Annotated in this window: 15 protein-coding genes; all 15 read right to left on the bottom strand. The window is 32.8% G+C overall.

Going from position 1 to position 17,313, the window contains the following annotated elements:
- Positions 1–104: 104 nt before the first annotated feature.
- A complete protein-coding gene (locus KLA_RS13395) occupies positions 105–539 on the bottom strand; it encodes a heavy-metal-associated domain-containing protein (protein ID WP_034646377.1) in 435 nt (144 codons plus the stop codon).
- 32 nt (positions 540–571) lie between these two features.
- Positions 572–2,350, bottom strand: a complete 1,779-nt coding sequence (locus KLA_RS13390) for an efflux RND transporter periplasmic adaptor subunit (RefSeq protein ID WP_034646376.1) — start codon at positions 2,348–2,350, stop codon at positions 572–574.
- A complete protein-coding gene (locus tag KLA_RS13385) occupies positions 2,340–2,822 on the bottom strand; it encodes a DUF305 domain-containing protein (RefSeq protein WP_034646375.1) in 483 nt (160 codons plus the stop codon). Before KLA_RS13385 ends, KLA_RS13390 begins: the two co-directional genes overlap by 11 nt.
- A 25-nt stretch (positions 2,823–2,847) precedes the next feature.
- Complete coding sequence (locus KLA_RS13380) at positions 2,848–3,639, bottom strand: cation transporter (protein ID WP_034646374.1); 792 nt, start codon at positions 3,637–3,639, stop codon at positions 2,848–2,850.
- 1 nt (position 3,640) lies between these two features.
- Positions 3,641–4,372 carry a heavy-metal-associated domain-containing protein gene (locus KLA_RS13375; RefSeq protein WP_034646373.1) on the bottom strand — a complete coding sequence of 244 codons (732 nt, stop codon included), beginning with the start codon at positions 4,370–4,372 and terminating at the stop codon, positions 3,641–3,643.
- Positions 4,372–5,592 (bottom strand): TolC family protein, encoded by a 1,221-nt coding sequence (locus KLA_RS13370; protein ID WP_034646372.1) that lies wholly within the window; start codon positions 5,590–5,592, stop codon positions 4,372–4,374. Before KLA_RS13370 ends, KLA_RS13375 begins: the two co-directional genes overlap by 1 nt.
- A complete protein-coding gene (locus tag KLA_RS13365) occupies positions 5,589–9,296 on the bottom strand; it encodes an efflux RND transporter permease subunit (RefSeq protein ID WP_034646371.1) in 3,708 nt (1,235 codons plus the stop codon). Before KLA_RS13365 ends, KLA_RS13370 begins: the two co-directional genes overlap by 4 nt.
- Before the next feature lie 109 nt (positions 9,297–9,405).
- Positions 9,406–9,819: an HYC_CC_PP family protein gene (locus KLA_RS13360; protein ID WP_235183576.1), complete on the bottom strand. Its 414-nt coding sequence runs from the start codon at positions 9,817–9,819 to the stop codon at positions 9,406–9,408.
- 605 nt (positions 9,820–10,424) lie between these two features.
- Positions 10,425–11,189 carry an RDD family protein gene (locus KLA_RS13355; RefSeq protein ID WP_034646370.1) on the bottom strand — a complete coding sequence of 255 codons (765 nt, stop codon included), beginning with the start codon at positions 11,187–11,189 and terminating at the stop codon, positions 10,425–10,427.
- 95 nt (positions 11,190–11,284) lie between these two features.
- Positions 11,285–11,782: a hypothetical protein gene (locus KLA_RS13350; RefSeq protein ID WP_034646369.1), complete on the bottom strand. Its 498-nt coding sequence runs from the start codon at positions 11,780–11,782 to the stop codon at positions 11,285–11,287.
- Between the two features lie 600 nt (positions 11,783–12,382).
- Positions 12,383–12,763 carry a Fur family transcriptional regulator gene (locus KLA_RS13345; RefSeq protein WP_013622605.1) on the bottom strand — a complete coding sequence of 127 codons (381 nt, stop codon included), beginning with the start codon at positions 12,761–12,763 and terminating at the stop codon, positions 12,383–12,385.
- A 92-nt stretch (positions 12,764–12,855) separates the two neighbouring features.
- Entirely contained in the window at positions 12,856–13,335 is a 480-nt protein-coding gene (locus KLA_RS13340; protein ID WP_013622604.1) for a DUF4625 domain-containing protein, read from the bottom strand.
- Positions 13,336–13,388: 53 nt separating this feature from the next.
- Complete coding sequence (locus KLA_RS13335; protein WP_084470729.1) at positions 13,389–14,177, bottom strand: DUF4625 domain-containing protein; 789 nt, start codon at positions 14,175–14,177, stop codon at positions 13,389–13,391.
- Between the two features lie 28 nt (positions 14,178–14,205).
- Positions 14,206–16,563, bottom strand: coding sequence for a TonB-dependent receptor (locus KLA_RS13330; RefSeq protein ID WP_084470732.1), 2,358 nt, complete (start codon positions 16,561–16,563; stop codon positions 14,206–14,208).
- Positions 16,564–16,736: 173 nt separating this feature from the next.
- Positions 16,737–17,060, bottom strand: coding sequence for a hypothetical protein (locus KLA_RS13325; RefSeq protein WP_034646367.1), 324 nt, complete (start codon positions 17,058–17,060; stop codon positions 16,737–16,739).
- Positions 17,061–17,313: the final 253 nt, after the last annotated feature.

The following is a 17,313-nucleotide window of genomic DNA, read 5'->3' as shown; positions in this document are numbered from 1 at the left end:
TTGTAACAAAAAATCAAAACATAATTTAAAGTTATAAACTTTATGAATCAGCAATAAATTAAAAAGAGCCTTCCGAAAAAGACTCTTTCATTATTGGCTTAATGTTAGTTGTTTGAATGGTCATCACTTTTTGTTTCACCAGATTGATTCATTGCCATTTCGTGGTCGTATTTACAACACCCTGGCAAACTATCATATGCTTCTTCATCACCTGCAATTTTTTCAGTATCATAACCTGAAGCTGCGATTGCTTTATGGATTGCCATTGCATCGGTTTTTGTATCATCAAAAGACACATCAATCTTCTTTTTATCGACATCCCAATTAGCACTTTCAACACCTTCAACACCGTTAGCTGCTTTTTCGATAGTGTTTTTACACATTCCGCAATTTCCTCTTACACCAAAAGACAGGTCTGTCATTGCCATATCTTTTGACATTTCAGTAGTTGTGGTTTCTGTTTCTTTTTTGGTTTCGTTTTTACAACTTGTTAAACCTAATGCTGCTATTACAGCTACACTTAAAATTACTTTCTTCATTGTTTAAAATTTAATTGTTATTACTTGATTTATTATTCTATTACTTGTTTTACTTCACCACAGGTTAGCATGGCGCTGCCAAAGTATGGATTGATTACTTTTTCTTCTTTACTCAACCAATATGCACCATTGTTGTTATCTGCCATTGGGCAAAACTCCACATAGACCTTTTCATTGACACCAAACAATTGAACAGCATTGATTAGATGTGATGATAAATGTTTAAAATGGTCTCTTTGTGATTTTATATCTGACGTTTCAGAAATTGAAGTTGCAGAAGATTTTATGTCGCCTTCTAATGACATCCAATGGTTATGCGCCTTATTATCTGACAACAATTTCATATCTACTTTGTTCAATTTATTTAATAATGTTGTTGCGCTTGTTGAAGTACTTTTTGAATCTTCTTTTACTAAAGCATCTTTTAAATTGATATACGCATTGAAAACAGCTTTTAACTGCTCTTGAAATTTCGCTGATACTTCCAAACGCTCATTCATATTAGTGTGGTCATTTTCTTTGTTAGATGCATTGTTATCCATACCTAAATGACCTTCGTGTCCAGTCATTACTTTACCACCATCTTTATTCATCATAGACTTTTTTCCTTGTAATTGAGCTGCTGCATCAACCGTAAATGTACCGTTAGTCACTATTTCATTTCCAACAAATAAACCTTCTACAACTTCATATTCATTACCAATTTGATTGCCTAATTTAATTTCACGCATTTCAAAAATAGGTTGGTCTGGATTTGTTTTAAGGTACACCACAGAGCGTTCACCTGTCCATAACACAGAAGATGCAGGAATTGTTAATACTCCGTCATTTTTAGCTGTACTGCCTTCAATATTTGCGGTTACAAACATTCCTGGTTTAAATACATCGTCCTTATTGCTTAAAACAACACGCAAGGTTACAGTTCTTGTTTTCGTGTTTAAAACTGGGTCAATGAAATCTACTTTACCTTTAAACTCTTTATTAGGATAAGCATTGGTTGTTATCATCACTTCCTGTCCTTTTTTAAAGCGGTCAATCTGATTTTCATACACATCAAAGTTTCCCCAAACTGTGTTGAGATTGGCAATTTTTAATAAGGGTTGTCCTTGTTTGATGTAATCGCCTTGCTCTACCAATTTTTCTGTAACAGTACCCGAAACGGTTGCATAAACAGGAAAGTTTTCTTTCACTTTTCCAGTTTCTTCAATCTGATTGATTTGATTTTCAGAGAGCTTCCATAATTTCAATTTATTACGGACTGCTTTGTATAAAGCAGGTTGTGATTCTTTTAAAGATGCTGCTGTAATTAATTCTTGTTGTGCTGCATAGAGTTCTGGCGAATAAATGGTTGCCAATAATTGACCTTTACGAACTTCTTCCCCTGTAAAACTCACATTCAAGCGTTCAATTCTTCCAGCGAAATAACTTACTTGTACTGCATTGGCTTCTTCATTTTCAGCAATTTTACCAGATAGTTTAATGGTATTGCCTTCTGCATTGCCTTTACCCACGACGGTTGTTTGGATATTGGCTAAAGCCATTGCGTTTTCTGTGAGCTTGAATTGGTCTGCTAACAGGCCATCTGCACTATTTTCAGCAGGAATTAAATCCATACCACAAATAGGACAATCGCCTGGTTCTGGTTGCATAATTTGTGGATGCATAGAACAAGTCCATAATTGATTGGTTTCTTCAACCGCATTGTAATTATGGTCTTTTTCTTTATTTGATGAGCCACCAAAAAGTAACCAACCCAATAAAACACCTATTACGAGTATGCCAATATATATGACTATTTTATTATTTTTCATTCTCTAATCGTTTTATCATTGCTTTCATTTCTTTTATTTCTTTACGCTGTGCCTTTATAATGTCTTCTGCTAATTTCTTAACTTCTGGGTCTTGAATATCTGCTCTTTCACTTGTTAAAATAGCGATAGAATGATGTGGTATCATTGCTTTCATCCAAAGGACATCACCAATAATTGGTGCTTGAGTTCTTACCAACCCTAATGCACCCACAAACAGAATGAAACTACCTGCAAGTATGGCGATATTCTTCTTTTTATTATTATACATTTTTCGCATAAAAAACCACATTATTACTGCCATTGTTGAAATCCCTAAACACGTCATGTAGAATCGTGTTAAACTAAACCATACGTGGTCTATGGAATAGGTGTTTAAATACATTGTGATGTACATTGCTACAAATGAGCAAGCCAACATTATAAAGAAGGTTTTGTAATTTCCTTTGTTTGAGTGTTCTTTTGAATTTTCCATAATTTTTGATTTTATAGTTAAACTTTTACTTACTTAATTTTAATATCCTGAATGCACCTTGTATCACCAATCCAAATACAATGATTCCTATAATTAAATCTGGAATACCAGAATGCAGCCAATTGACCAACACGCCTGCTACAATTACTCCGAGATTTATTATAATATCGTTTGATGTGAAAATCATACTTGCACGCATATGTGCTTCATTACTTTTTGATTTTTGTAAGAGGTACAAGCAAATGCCATTTGCAATTAAAGCAAATATTGAAACGATAATCATTGTTGAAAATACAGGTAAAGCTTCATAACCTAAAAACCGACGTATCACTTCAACAATTCCAATAATTGCAAGGGTTACCTGAAAGTAACCTGCATATTTTGCAATACGTTTCTTTTTTAAAACCGTTCCACCAACCGCTATTAAACTCAATCCATAAACAAATGAATCTGCCAACATATCTAAACTATCAGCAACTAATCCCATTGATTTTGAAATAAGTCCTGTACTCATTTCAATAATAAAAAATGCAAAATTGATAATAAGAACTGTCCACAATAGTTCAGATTGACTCCTCGTAGATTCAGTAATGATTGTGTCTGTTTCTTCTGAACTGATTAAACTTTCATTTAATTTTAATTCTTTTAAGGCATTACCAATTTCATTTACATTTGAATTATGATATAGTGTTAAGATTCTTTCTCCTAAATTGAAATCAAGTTGTTTGATACCATCTATATCAGATAGCTTCATCTTAATTAGATTTTCTTCAGAAGGACAATCCATTTTTGATATTTTGAAAATAGATTTTTTCATTTTAAGAAATTAGCATAATTATGGCCATAATTATCATTATAGCGTTTTCAATAAATGTGGCTTCAGTCATCGGTAATTTTAAAGCTGTACCCAAACACGCACATCGTATTGATTTTTTGTCCAATAATGTTTTTGTTACTCCAATGGTTGTTATCCCTAATACTATTAGTGTAATTATTAAAGCTACATTGATTTCAAATCGCATTAAAAACATCAGTCCTAATGCTGTTTCAATAAATGGATAAACTTTCCCATAAAAAGGAACACGTTTAGCTAAAGGGTCGTACATACGGAAGGATTCAGGAAAACCTTTTAAATCTAACATCTTGAAAAAACTAAAAACGATGTAGAATAAACCCATAAAGTCGAGCATAAACGCACTCCAACTCCAACCTTTATAATGTAATAATATACTTGCTGTTGCTATATAAAAGATGATTAGCAATAGTGGTTTGAGTTGTTGTAACTTGCTTTTTTCTTCTTCCATTGGCATTGCCGACATACTTGAAGATGCAAATACATTCTTCTCATTCTTTTCAGATAAAGTATACTTTTCTGGTAATGCTTTTTGTAGTATATCAGTTGAAATATGCTTATTCATTTTCACTTCTGCCTCACCTTTTTCAAGATTAACAGACACCTCTGATACGTGGGCTATTTCACTTAAATATTTCTCGACGGAAGCCTTACAGTTATTGCAAGTCATTCCCGCAATCTTATATGTGTGTTTCATTATTGCTGTGTTAAATAATTAATAATCGTTGATTGAACATAATAAGTTCTAATTGATTCTATTTGGTTCATTTGAAATTTTAACTGCAACTCTTGAATATCCAAAACATCATTAAAATCAATCGTTCCTGTTTCATAGCTTTTGATTAAAATATCTTCTGCATCTTTGGCTTGCTGTAGGTTTTTGGTTTGGGTAGCATAACTAATTCTTGCAGAAATGCGTTCGTTATTCGCTTTGTCTAAAAGCGTTTCCAATGCATTTAAACGTTCCTGTTTTTGAGCAGTAATTTCCTGCTGTTGCAACTCATTTTGTTTGGTTTGGGATTTATATTTCTTATTGAAAATTGGGATAGAAACCGAAACCATTGGCATTACAATATCCTTTCCGTTATCACTGAAATCCATATTTGGTCTTTCAGCGACATTGATATAGTCTAATCCAAAACCAATCATAAGACTGCTTTCTTTTTGATTCAATAATTCTGATTGCTCTATGGATTGATAGAGTTTATCATACTTCAACAATTCGGGATGTAATGCTAAATTTTCAGTAGTAATTTCAAAATCTTCTGAAGGTATCATTAGACTATCTACCACATTGACCTCAACATCATTTTCTCGATTCAATAGATTATTGAAGTTAGTTTGTTCTGCTAAAAATTGTTGTTGCAATACATCTTTTAATTGTTGCATTTCGTTTTGACGCATTTGCAATCTTAATACATCTACTGCGGATGCTTTACCAACCTCAACAGAAGTTAATGCCAATGTTTCGTAAGTTTCAAGTAGTTTAATGTTTTCAGTTAACACCTCTTGCTTTGCTTTGTTGGCGTATAGATTATAATAGGATTGTGATACCGAAGCCATTAGTTTTCGCTTTGCGATAACAATGTCCTCGTATTTAGCATCTGCCAATGAACTTACATAGTTTTCTCTCGATGTAATGGTTCCGAACCACGGTAACATTTGTTTAGCAGATACTTTAAAGCGTTGTGCACCTGTTCGTGTTTCTGGCTCACTCACAAAATAACCAACACCAAATACGGTATTAGGAATGGTGTTGACCTCGTTTACCTTTTCGGAAGCTCTTTTGTATTGTAACTCAAACTTTTGAATTTCTGGATTGTTTGATTCTGCTTCTTGAATGTAGGATTGAAGCTCTTGTGCTTTCGCGAAAGCGGAAACAAACAAAATGCTGATTATTAAAATTATATTTTTCATTTTGATGTTCTTTTAAGTTGAACTTCTGCTTTCCAGCTATACAATACTGGTACAACAAACAAAGTGATTAAGGCTATAAGCATTCCACCAAAACTCGGTATGGCCATAGGTATCATAATGTCACTTCCTCGTCCTGTTGATGTGAGGATTGGTAATAGTGCTAAAATGGTTGTAGCTGTAGTCATTAAACAGGGTCTGATTCGTTTTTCACCTGCTTCAACTACTGATGCTCTAATTTCCTTTTTATTATCTGGTGTGTTTCTATCGAATGTTTGGGTTAAATAAGTTGCCATTACTACACCATCATCTGTTGCAATACCGAAGAGAGCAATAAAACCAACCCAAACCGCGACACTTAAATTAATCGGATGCATCTGAAATAAGTCTCGCATATTTTCCCCAAAGAAATTGAAGTTTAAAAACCAACCTTGACCATAGAGCCATATCATTACAAAACCACCTGCAAACGCTACTGCAATACCTGTGAAAACCATTAGTGATGTCCCGACAGAACGGAATTGGAAATACAGAATTAAGAAAATGATGGCCAATGCTAACGGTACAACAACCGACAAGGTTTTTTCTGCTCTTAATTGATTTTCGTAAGTTCCTGTGAATGCATAGTTGATTCCTTTTGGTACAATTAACTCACTAGAATCTATCTTTTCTTGAATCAATGCTTGTGCATTTTCAACAACGCTTACTTCTGCAAAGCCATCCAATTTATCAAACAAGACATAACCCACCAAAAAGGTATCTTCACTTTTAATGACTTGCGGACCTTGTTCATATTTTATTGTTGCCAATTCGCTTAATGGTACAGGACTGCCTTTTTCTACTGGTACATAAATCTGTTGTAAGTCTGTTGGATTAGCTCTTAATTCTCTTGGGTATCGTACTCGAACACCATAGCGTTCTCGACCTTCTACCGTTTGGGTTAATACCATACCACCAACTGCTACTTTCAGTACATTTTGTACATCATCTATTGATATACCATAACGTGCAATCTTTTCTCTATCAATATCAATTAACAAATAGGGTTTACCAACAATACGGTCTGCAAAAACAGCTTCTTTTTTAACACCTTCAGCTTCCTTGATAATGTTTTCTAATTGCACACCAAACGCTTCAATTTGTTTTAGATCTTGACCTTTTATTTTTATACCCATTGGTGCTCGCATTCCTGTTTGAAGCATCACTAATCGGGTTTCAATAGGTTGTAGTTTTGGTGCAGAGGTTACGCCTGGCAATTTGGTAACTCTTACGATTTCATTCCAAATATCATCAGGTGACTGTATCTCTGGTCGCCAGTTTCGGTAGAATTCACCATCATCGTCAGGAATGAGTTGAGACCTTTCGACTGCGCTCAAGGTGACATTTTCAGTAGTATTTGGAGTTGAAATAAAACGGCCATCTTTTAACTCAAATAAACCATCATCATTAACTTTGTAGCGTTGACGTTGTCCGCTTTCATTCAGCATATATTCTGGTTTGTACTGAATGATATTTTCATACATTGATAAGGGAGCTGGGTCTAAAGCTGATTCTGTACGACCTGCCTTACCAACTACTGTTGCAATCTCTGGAATACTGGCAACAGCCATATCCAATTGTTGTAAAACCCGTTTATTTTCTTCCACGCCAGAATGAGGCATCGAGGTTGGCATTAGTAAAAATGAGCCTTCATTCAATGAAGGCATAAACTCTTTGCCTGTATTTTTCATAATGAAAAAACCTGCAATGACAATTGCTGTTGGGACAGACAAAAAGAGCAACTTATTATCTAAACACCACTTTAAAATGCGTGTGTAGTATTTGATGAATAATGAGAAAATACCTAATAAACCAAAGCAAATAACACTAACAAAAATAAGATTCCAGAAAATGCTTTTATCAATGCCTAATGGTCTCCAATATTCGGCTAATAAAAATACTATTGCTGATGCTGAAATAATAATATTAATAAGGTTCGCTTGCTTGTCTGTTATCTTATTTTGAAGATTGAGACCTGCTGTAATTCCAAAAGCTATTAATATCAACCCTAACCAATACCCAGAGACTATGGCTACAATTCCCAATGCTATTAAAACACCATTTAAAACATATTTAAAAGTGTTTTTAATACTTTTCTTTTTGAATAAGAATGCAGCAAACGGTGGAATCAAAAATAACGCTACAATAATGGATGCTGTTAGTGCAAAAGTCTTGGTGAAGGCTAATGGTCTAAACAGTTTTCCTTCCGCTCCAATCATTGTAAATACAGGAATGAAACTAATAATAGTTGTCATAACTGCGGTTACAATTGCACCAGACACTTCAGCTGTTGCGTTATAAACTACCGTGTTAATGGATTTAGTTCCATCATCTTCATCCAAATGCCGAATAATATTTTCTGATAGTATGACACCAACATCGACCATTGTTCCGATAGCAATAGCAATACCTGATAAAGCGACAATGTTGGCATCTACACCAAAGAGTTTCATTGCAATAAATACCATTAAAACTGCAACAGGTAATAGTCCAGAAATTAGTACGGAAGCTCGAAGATTAAACACCATAATAATTATTACTAAAATGGTAATCAATATTTCAAGAGTTAGGGCTTCGTTAAGTGTGCCTAATGTTTCTTGTATCAGTTCTGTTCTGTCATAAAAAGGCACTATGGTTACTTGTGAGGTTCTACCATCCGCTAATACTTTCGAAGGTAATCCTGCGCTTAACTCGTTAATTTTTTCCTTTACGTTATTAATGACTTCCATTGGATTTGCGCCATAACGAGCCACCACAACAGCACCAACAACCTCTGCACCTTCTTTATCTAATAAACCACGTCTTGTTGCAGGACCTAATGAAACTTTACCAATATCCTTTATCCTAATTGAAGTATAATCTTCTGAAGTGACTACTGCATTTTCGATGTCTGAAATGGATTTCACATAACCCAAACCACGAACTAAATATTCGGCTTGGTTAATTTCCAAAGTCTGTGCACCAATATCTTTGTTGCTTTCCTTAACCGCTTTTACAACGTGATGTAATCCAATATTATATTGACGCATCAATTCTGGATTCACATCCACTTGATATTCTTGAACATAGCCACCAATAGAAGCAACCTCTGAAACACCACTTGCAGAGGACAGCGCATACTTTACATAGTAATCCTGAATACTGCGTAACTCTTGCAAATCCCAACCACCAGTTACATTTCCGTTTTCGTCACGACCTTCAAGTGTGTACCAAAATATTTGTCCTAATCCTGTGGCATCTGGGCCCAAAGCAGGATTCACACCTTCAGGTAATAAACCACTTGGTAAGGAATTAAGTTTTTCGAGAATACGACTTCTGCTCCAGTAAAATTCTATATCCTCTTCAAAAATGATATAGATGCTTGAAAACCCAAACATAGAGGAACTACGAATGGTTTTTACACCTGGAATACCGAGTAAAGATGTTGTGAGTGGATAGGTAATTTGGTCTTCTATATCTTGTGGTGAGCGACCATCCCATTTAGTAAATACTATTTGTTGGTTTTCACCTATATCTGGTATGGCATCTACAGCAACTGGATTACTTGGTAAGAAACCAGTATCCCAATTGAAAGGTGCATTAACCGTTCCCCATCCTACAAAAAGGACGAGTAGCAGAACTGCTACGAGTTTGTTTTCTATTAAAAATTTGATGCTTTTATTGAGCATTGGCTTTGATTATTAAACAGTTGGACATTAGTGTTTGGAAAACACCGAATACAGCAAATTATCCTTACGACATTGCAGTCATAGGATAAAAAAGTCTATTGTTTAAAAATCAAATTAAGTATGTTTCGTCAATCTTGTAGAGTTGCCTGACGACGAGTGGCGGTTTGTATTCTTCGTAAGTAGAAACGTTATTTTCTAAACCTTCAAAAAGGCTAATGTAAGTGTAAACAAATGAAGCGATGAATACCTGTTGCTCAAATGAGATTTTGTCAACTTGGAATTGTAATTCATCTTGACCATCGACAACTAATTGTTCCTCATCACAACAATTTTTCTTGGTGATTGAACAACCATCAGTTGAAGGTTTTTCCATTTCCATACCGCAACCTTTGGCTTTATGGAAAATAGCAGTTTCTACTAAAGTATCTCCACAATAATGCATATTCACAGTAAATGACATTGTAGAGAATAACACTACAAAAGTCATTACTAAAGACATTATTTTATGGAAAATACTTTTCATTATAGCAAAATTATCATTTTTTTTTTAGTATTTGGGTGCTTTTTAACGTATTGTTGTGCTGCTATCAGATATCAATCATAGTATATTAGCTCAAACACGTTACTCCTGAACCTAAATAAAACATTCGAACCCTCGGAGTTTTTATTTTTAAAATGTTAAAATTTAAAAAAAATTAAAATTATTTTTAGGGTTAATCAATGTTGAAAATTTGAATTTTGATTTTTATCTTCAAAAATAAAATCGCACTAAAATATAACCGTAAAAATCTGTATTTCAAGTAGTTGTAAATTAGGTGCGTATTTAGGTGCGTATTTTTAATTTTAAAAAAGTTAAACTACTGATTATCAGTATAATTATAAAAAATGGATAGTTCCTCTTTCTCCGCAAAAGAAACCCGTAACGAAAGTTACGGGTTTTTGTTTTTTAAAACTACGCTGAAAATTTATTTTCAGAAGTAGTTTTAAAAAACAAAAATCTACAAACGTAGTTTGTTAGGGTTTTATGCTTGCCAAGGATACTTACCTGGGATGCACGCAGTGAATCCCTCTTATTGATTTAAGATTTAGGCATTTGCAAAATGCAGTAATAGGGATAGATTAGTTTTCTTAATGTTTACTAAGCTCTATCAGTTCCCATTCACCATTGCCCTCTTTTATTAGGTAAACATCTACATTAACATCTTTATCATTACCAATTACTTTTATTGATAGTAGAGCTTCGCCATTGCCGTTAGTCATATTAATGCTTCCTGTAGGCATTATACCATAGTCTTTAATACCTCCAGTTTCAGATTGTATTTTTTCATTTTTTTCAATTTCAATAATAGCAATCTTATAAGCGTCAGAATTTTTCATTACAGAGCCAACAAAGAAAAATACAACTATAAAAAATGTAAATCCTGCTACTACTAATGCTAGTATTCTAGGTAGTTTTGCTGGTTTGTTAGGGTTTTTAACTACAATAGCTTTTGCCGTTTTATCTCCTAATCTTTTTTTATGTTGATTGGTCGCAAGAACTATAAATTCTACAGGCCAAATAATTAAATATAAGTTTCTAATAAATAATCTGCCAAAAGAAGGAACATTAGACGAGTTATTTTCATCACGAACCATAATTCCCATAATCCATTTACCTGGACTAATGCCTTTTATAGCGTCTTTTGAAAAATATAGAAATAAACCAATACCCATTACTGGTAACATCTTAGACAAAATATTACTAAAATTAGTTTCGTTTATAAAGTCTGATCCAAGAGATAAAAAAGTAATACTTGTAATTAGAAATGAAAATATATAGTGATCAATAATGAATGCTACTATTCGTCTTTTTCTGCTAGATAAGTTATAGGTATTTTCTAAATTTTGATTCATTAGTTGGTGGGTAATATTTATGATTGGCTTAGTTAGTAAATATAAAAACTATTTAAAACAAAAAACTTTTTTCTGGTTATCAAGTAAATCTAGAGTTATTTTATAGCAATAGAACTATCTATTACTTGGAGTAATGGTTGCATTTTTTTGTTGTAGGCACCAATTTCTCTAACAATTATATCTGTAATAATTAACCTTCCGTGTACGTGTTTGGCAGTTGTATAGTAATATTGAGTTTCTTCATCAACCTTAAAACTTTTGGTTATGAATGAATCTGTTACTTTTAAGTCATCATAAGCTTCATATTCACCTTCGGTTACAAAATTATCATACAAGTCCAATTTTAATTCCTTAAAAAATTGACTATTTATTTCGATAGTGTTTTTTCCATTATTCTGATAGTTTACAAGAGACATTTGTAACATTCCATCATCTGTTTTTGCTCTAAACCTATCGCTATCATAAGGTATCCAATCCACTGGTAGATTAACAAGAAGTAAGTTGTCTATCAAGTGTTTTTTAAAATCTGTAACAAATTCAAAACCTTTTTTTTCTTCTTTCTTTTTACTATTAAAGAATGAAAATAATCCCATATTATTTCTGCTTTTAATGATTGTAGTATACTAATGTAGTGCATACAAACTAAATATAGAATATATAGATTGGTAAACTTTAGTAGTTTCTAAAGTTGTTTTAGGTGGTAATAGCGGTAGACTGTTATAAGGTATATTTTTTTAAAATTTCGCCATTTTAAACAAGGGTAAATATTACTTGCGTTGTCTTAACGAGGGTAAATATACCAAAAAATTACCTTTGTTTAAATAATAAAGGTAATTATAACTCTCATTAAATAGATAAGAATAAAATATAAAAGCAAATATAAGTAACCACATAATGCCAACGCTAAATGCTATAAAGATTAAGCCCTAAAGGGTTTTAAATAAAACTTTTTTCATAATAGTTCTTTTATTTCATTAAACATAATTAACACAAAAAAAATTATTCAAAAACGTTCTGTACTCAATCACATTTTGTGCAGTATCATAATCAACTTTTAAGAAAACAGAAGTAAAACTAACACGAGTTACACCATTTGGATAAGTAATATTGTTTTATTTACTACCTACTTATAAAAACAAAAAAAAGAGATAATCACAATTACCTCTTTTATATACTTTAAGTACATTAGTTGTTTATGAGTAACACTGCTCACACTTACCTTGTAGTAGTACTTGTGAAACATCTACAATTCTGTTAGGAATTTTAGGTATTACAACATCTGCAGGCAGGCAATCTACCTTACCACAGTTAGAACATTGAAAATGAGGGTGGGCATCTGAATGATTGCTAGATGAGCATCCGTTGCATTTTGCGTACCATTTGTGACCGTTTTTACCTAAAAAAGAATGCAAGTAGCCATCGTCTTCAAGCTTGTCTAAAACACGATAAATAGTGGTTTTATTCATTTTAGAGCTAAAACGTTCTATTAAAGCAGTTACAGAAATTGCCGCTGAACTCTTATCAAATTCATCAAGTAAAATTTTAACCGATTTTGTTTTTCTAATCACTCCCATACCACAAAAATAATGCAACTGGAATGCAAAAAAAAGAAACCGTCTATTTTTAACTTAATTAACAAGCAGTTGAGTAGCAATTTATAGCAAAACTAATCTACTATTTTTATGTCTATAGATGTTCTAGATTGCCATCCTGTTTTATCTGTAACGGAATAAGCACAATGATAATCACCCGTATCAATATCATCCGGAATTGTTAAACTTACGTTTATTTCATAACTGGTAGAACCTTCTGGAACGGTAAAATTCTCCATATAAATAAACGGGTTTACGGCTTGTTTTACAGGGTATAAATTACACTCTCCTTCTTGATCATCATGGGTGTGATGATCAAAATTATGATGCATATCTAAGCTATAAGAAGCTAAAGCTTTATTATCTGTAACCTGCGCTCTAAAGTTATAGGTTTCTCCTTTTTTTAGTAGCGTACAAGGCTGTGGAAAACCTTGAGTATAATTAATACTAATTGTTGGTTTTTCTTCATCCTTATCATTGCTGTCATCACTAGAACAAGAAGTAATAATAGCAAGCAACGATAAAAAGAAGACGTATTTAAGTGTAATTTTCATTTTTAAGAATTTTAAAACCGCATAGCGTGTTTTACTCTATGCGGTATTTTTTATTACTCAGTTACATCAATATGTGTATCGTATTTTTTGGTGTTACCGTCTTCATCTTCAACAGTAAAAACCATATGGTATTCACCAGCAGGTGCAGTTGCAGGTACATCTATATGTTCATGAAATTCTGCTTCAGTTTTCTCATGGTACTTTTCTAAATATTCTTTTTCAAAATCCCATTCTACTTCACCGTCTTTTAAAGTAAGTCCGTGAGCATGAATATCTACAGTTATATTATGTATGCCATTAACAGCATTAATCATAAATTCTGCGTGAAAATCTGTTCCTCTAGCAACGCTTTCATCAATAGACATTTCACCTAAAGTAATAGGATCTTTAACATCTATATGGCCTTCAATTTCTGTACTATTACCTTCTTCATCTGTAACTACCAACTCTATATGGTACTCACCAGCAGGTATGTTTGCAGGTACATCTATATGTTCATGAAAAGTAGGGTTTATTGCTAGGTATTTTTCATCTGTAAATACTTTTTCAAAATCCCAGTCAACTTCATCTTCACCTATTTCTAAGTCGTGTGCATGAATGCTAATAGAAATACTTTTTACTGTAGCTTCAGCATTAATTTTTGCTTCTAAATGAATGTCAGATCCTTTATAAACGTATTGTTCTGTAGAATGATCACCACCTTCACCATATTCAAAATCTGTAATAATTGGCGCGTTTAAAGAGTTACTGTCATCATCACTACTACATGATTGTAAAAAGAGTCCTAGAAAAGCAACTATTGCTAAAAGTTTAAAGTTGGACATTTTAATGTTTGTTCTCATTGTTTTTAATTTTAATTGTTGTTTATATTTATTTAAATGGAATTGTTAATGACACCGAAATGTTTCTACCAGCTTCAGGAACGTCTATCAGCCTATAAAAACTAGTGTGATTGTAATATGTGGTATTGAATACGTTGTTTAATTTTAGCCGTACATCTATAGGTGCACTATTTTTAAAAATGTCTAATTTTGATGTAAATGACATATGTAGCACATTGTAACCGTCTGTTGATTGCTCTGGTGGTACAATATCTTCTTGTGCAGCAGTAATTCTATAGTCCGCGTTAATTGCAGGTGTTTTAAAAACTGAAAAATCTTTAATTTTATAGCTCGCAGAAAAGAGTCCAGATAAAGGAGGCGAAAACGGAAGTGTAAAGTCTTTTTTTAATCCGCTTGTTTGTCTGGAGTACACATATTCTGCAGATGCTGTCAACTCTAGGTTTTTAATAACAGTAGTGCTAGCACTAAGTTCGCCACCAATTCTAAAAACTTTACTTTGTGTGTATTCGTAAATTTGTAAGGTTTCAAAATAATTAGAGGTAGGATTTAAATAGATGTAGTTCTCAAATAAATTAAGAAAAGGACTAATGCCTAAACTAAACTGTTTTTTAGTGTGATTTATATCTAGGTCTAGTTGATAAGCAACCTCTGGTTTTAGGTCAAGATTACCTTTCTCAAACCTATACATATGGTAGTTTACTCCGTCTGAAGCCAACTCGTTAGCAAGTGGCATTCTAAAACTTTTGCCTAAGTTTACTTTGTACGTGGTGTTGTTTTTAATGTGACTAACACCAAATGAAGCGCTTATATTTTTAAAATCTAGTGTTTTGTTTTTTGCTCTTTGCAAGTATACCTGAGAAGTGGTATTATCTTCATTTTTTACAGTAGATCTAAACCAATCGTTATAAGCGCTAGTCTTAAGCACGCCATAATCATACCTAGCACCAGCTAAAATGTGCCAGTTTTTATTTATTTTATATTGATTGTAGCCAAAAGCACCAGCAGTAAAACGGCTATATTCCGGAATTAAAAATCCCCAACCACCAATAGTATTTTTTTGGTGCTCTAAATTTACACCCACAACAACATTATGCTTGTTGTTAATATTAAATGCATCTCTGGCATTTAAAGAGTAGGTGTTTTTAGTAAAAACACGTTCTTTAGTATTTGGCGGCTTGGGCATATACCCATGCGGAATAGGCTCTGAGTGTTCTTCTCTTTTATTATTTTGAAAACCAAGATCAAAATACAATACATGATTACTGGTGTTTATCGTAGTATTATTGCTAATTTTAAAATGATTTACATTATGGTACGGAAGATCTATGTCTCTGTTAGAGGTATCATAATCTATTTTAGACGTTCTAACTTCTAAGCCATGTGCATTTGCAAAAAATCCGTTTTTAGCATTTACATTACTAAATAGTGTTTCCGTTTTTATGGTATTGTCTACGTAGCCAATACTAACACTAGCGTTAGCTTCTCTGCCGGCAGTGTTTCTTAAATTATTATTGTGAAGCTCAAAAACGTAATTTTCATAGTTAATTTTAGTTGTAGGTACTTTATAGTCGCCATAATCTCTGTACGTTACTCTAGTACGGTAAAACCATTTTTCTTTTCTAGCTGATATACCTGCTGAAATGCCCAATAAGTCGTTATTACTTTCTCCAAGAATATTTACTTCGCCATTAAAAGAATTTTGTAATGGGACTTTATTTGGTTGAATATGAACCACACCAGCAATAGCATCTGATCCAAAAAGCAATGAAGCCGGACCTTTTATAATTTGTATATTTTCAATTCCTTGTTGGTCTATCTCTAATCCGTGATCATTGCCCCATTGTTGTGCTTCGTGTTTTATTCCGTTTTGTACAACCGCAACTCTATTAAAACCAAGTCCTCTTATAACAGGTTTGCTTTGTCCGGAGCCAATGTTTATAGTGCTTATGCCAGGTATTTTACTCAATGTTTGCATTAAGCTGTTTTCTCTGTTGTTGTTAAGAAACTTTTTGGTAACCGTTTGCGTAACCATAGGTGTTTCTTTGTCTTTATTATGGTAAGTACCAACAACTTTAACCTCGTTTAAGACAGTAGAAGTTTCTTTTAAGTAAATTTTAATGCGTTCCTGTGTATTTTTAGGGATAACAGTAAACTCTTTTGTGGTGTAACCCACGTGAGATACGGTAAAAGAACTAGCTTGTTTTTTATTATCTTCTATGGTAAATTCACCTTTAGAAGAAGAAATTGCAAATAGGTGATCTCCAATAATATTAGCACCTTCTACAGGTTGTAAAGTGTTGGCATCTAGCACAATTCCTTTAATTTTAAAAGAATTTTGTGCAGTTGCAATAGAGCATACGCTAATAAATAAGCATATACTCAGCATTTTATAAAGCATAATTAGCTGTTATATAATTTTAATAATGTGTAGTGTACAAGCCTTGTAGACAATAACGGTATACACTTTTTTGTAGTTGTTTGGTATTAAGGCAAATAATGTAGAATCAATTATGCATGTAATTTAATTTTTATTACACCTAAATACCAAACAATAAAGGTTTATGTGAGGCTAAAAAGAGGAGGAGGCCTAGAGAATAGTAGTGTGTTACTTTCTGTTTTAAAATACTGGTTGTTATAGCTTATCTGTATTTTTTTTACAGGATTGTAAGTTTTAATACAGGTTTTAGTATATGCTTCCTGTGTAGGTACAACGGGTATAGTGTTATGGGTATTTATATAATCACAAATAGTACATTCATGATGGTCACCATCTATAGTATGTTCATTAATATGAGATATAGAATGTAGTCCTGCAATTTTTATGACAATAAAAAAAGCAAGCAACACATATGTAATACTATTTTTAAACTGATATATTTTCATTAATACCGTTACAGTTTTTTGTTATTGCAACTTAGTTTTGTTAATTAAAGTGCAAATATATTATTATTTTGCTTTAATGCAACATTGATGCAATAGTATAATTGTACTTAAATGTAAAACAATTGATAGTTAGTTGGTTACATAGTAAAATTGCATATAAAATTGTTGTACGGTAATGTGTTGTGTAGGGTTATTTTTATAATTTTAAATCACTAATTATGCAAAATCTATATAAAAACACCATAAAACCGTA

This window comes from Cellulophaga geojensis KL-A, from assembly GCF_000568425.1.
GTDB classification, from domain to species: domain Bacteria; phylum Bacteroidota; class Bacteroidia; order Flavobacteriales; family Flavobacteriaceae; genus Cellulophaga; species Cellulophaga lytica.
This window is presented reverse-complemented; position numbering and strand designations above follow the sequence as displayed.

Coding starts and splice junctions, on each gene's coding strand:
- KLA_RS13395 (WP_034646377.1), bottom strand. CDS start 539: ATGAAGAAAGTAATTTTAAGTGTAGCTGTAATAGCAGCATTAGGTTTA.
- KLA_RS13390 (WP_034646376.1), bottom strand. CDS start 2,350: ATGAAAAATAATAAAATAGTCATATATATTGGCATACTCGTAATAGGT.
- KLA_RS13385 (WP_034646375.1), bottom strand. CDS start 2,822: ATGGAAAATTCAAAAGAACACTCAAACAAAGGAAATTACAAAACCTTC.
- KLA_RS13380 (WP_034646374.1), bottom strand. CDS start 3,639: ATGAAAAAATCTATTTTCAAAATATCAAAAATGGATTGTCCTTCTGAA.
- KLA_RS13375 (WP_034646373.1), bottom strand. CDS start 4,372: ATGAAACACACATATAAGATTGCGGGAATGACTTGCAATAACTGTAAG.
- KLA_RS13370 (WP_034646372.1), bottom strand. CDS start 5,592: ATGAAAAATATAATTTTAATAATCAGCATTTTGTTTGTTTCCGCTTTC.
- KLA_RS13365 (WP_034646371.1), bottom strand. CDS start 9,296: ATGCTCAATAAAAGCATCAAATTTTTAATAGAAAACAAACTCGTAGCA.
- KLA_RS13360 (WP_235183576.1), bottom strand. CDS start 9,819: ATGAAAAGTATTTTCCATAAAATAATGTCTTTAGTAATGACTTTTGTA.
- KLA_RS13355 (WP_034646370.1), bottom strand. CDS start 11,189: ATGAATCAAAATTTAGAAAATACCTATAACTTATCTAGCAGAAAAAGA.
- KLA_RS13350 (WP_034646369.1), bottom strand. CDS start 11,782: ATGGGATTATTTTCATTCTTTAATAGTAAAAAGAAAGAAGAAAAAAAA.
- KLA_RS13345 (WP_013622605.1), bottom strand. CDS start 12,763: ATGGGAGTGATTAGAAAAACAAAATCGGTTAAAATTTTACTTGATGAA.
- KLA_RS13340 (WP_013622604.1), bottom strand. CDS start 13,335: ATGAAAATTACACTTAAATACGTCTTCTTTTTATCGTTGCTTGCTATT.
- KLA_RS13335 (WP_084470729.1), bottom strand. CDS start 14,177: ATGAGAACAAACATTAAAATGTCCAACTTTAAACTTTTAGCAATAGTT.
- KLA_RS13330 (WP_084470732.1), bottom strand. CDS start 16,563: ATGCTGAGTATATGCTTATTTATTAGCGTATGCTCTATTGCAACTGCA.
- KLA_RS13325 (WP_034646367.1), bottom strand. CDS start 17,060: ATGAAAATATATCAGTTTAAAAATAGTATTACATATGTGTTGCTTGCT.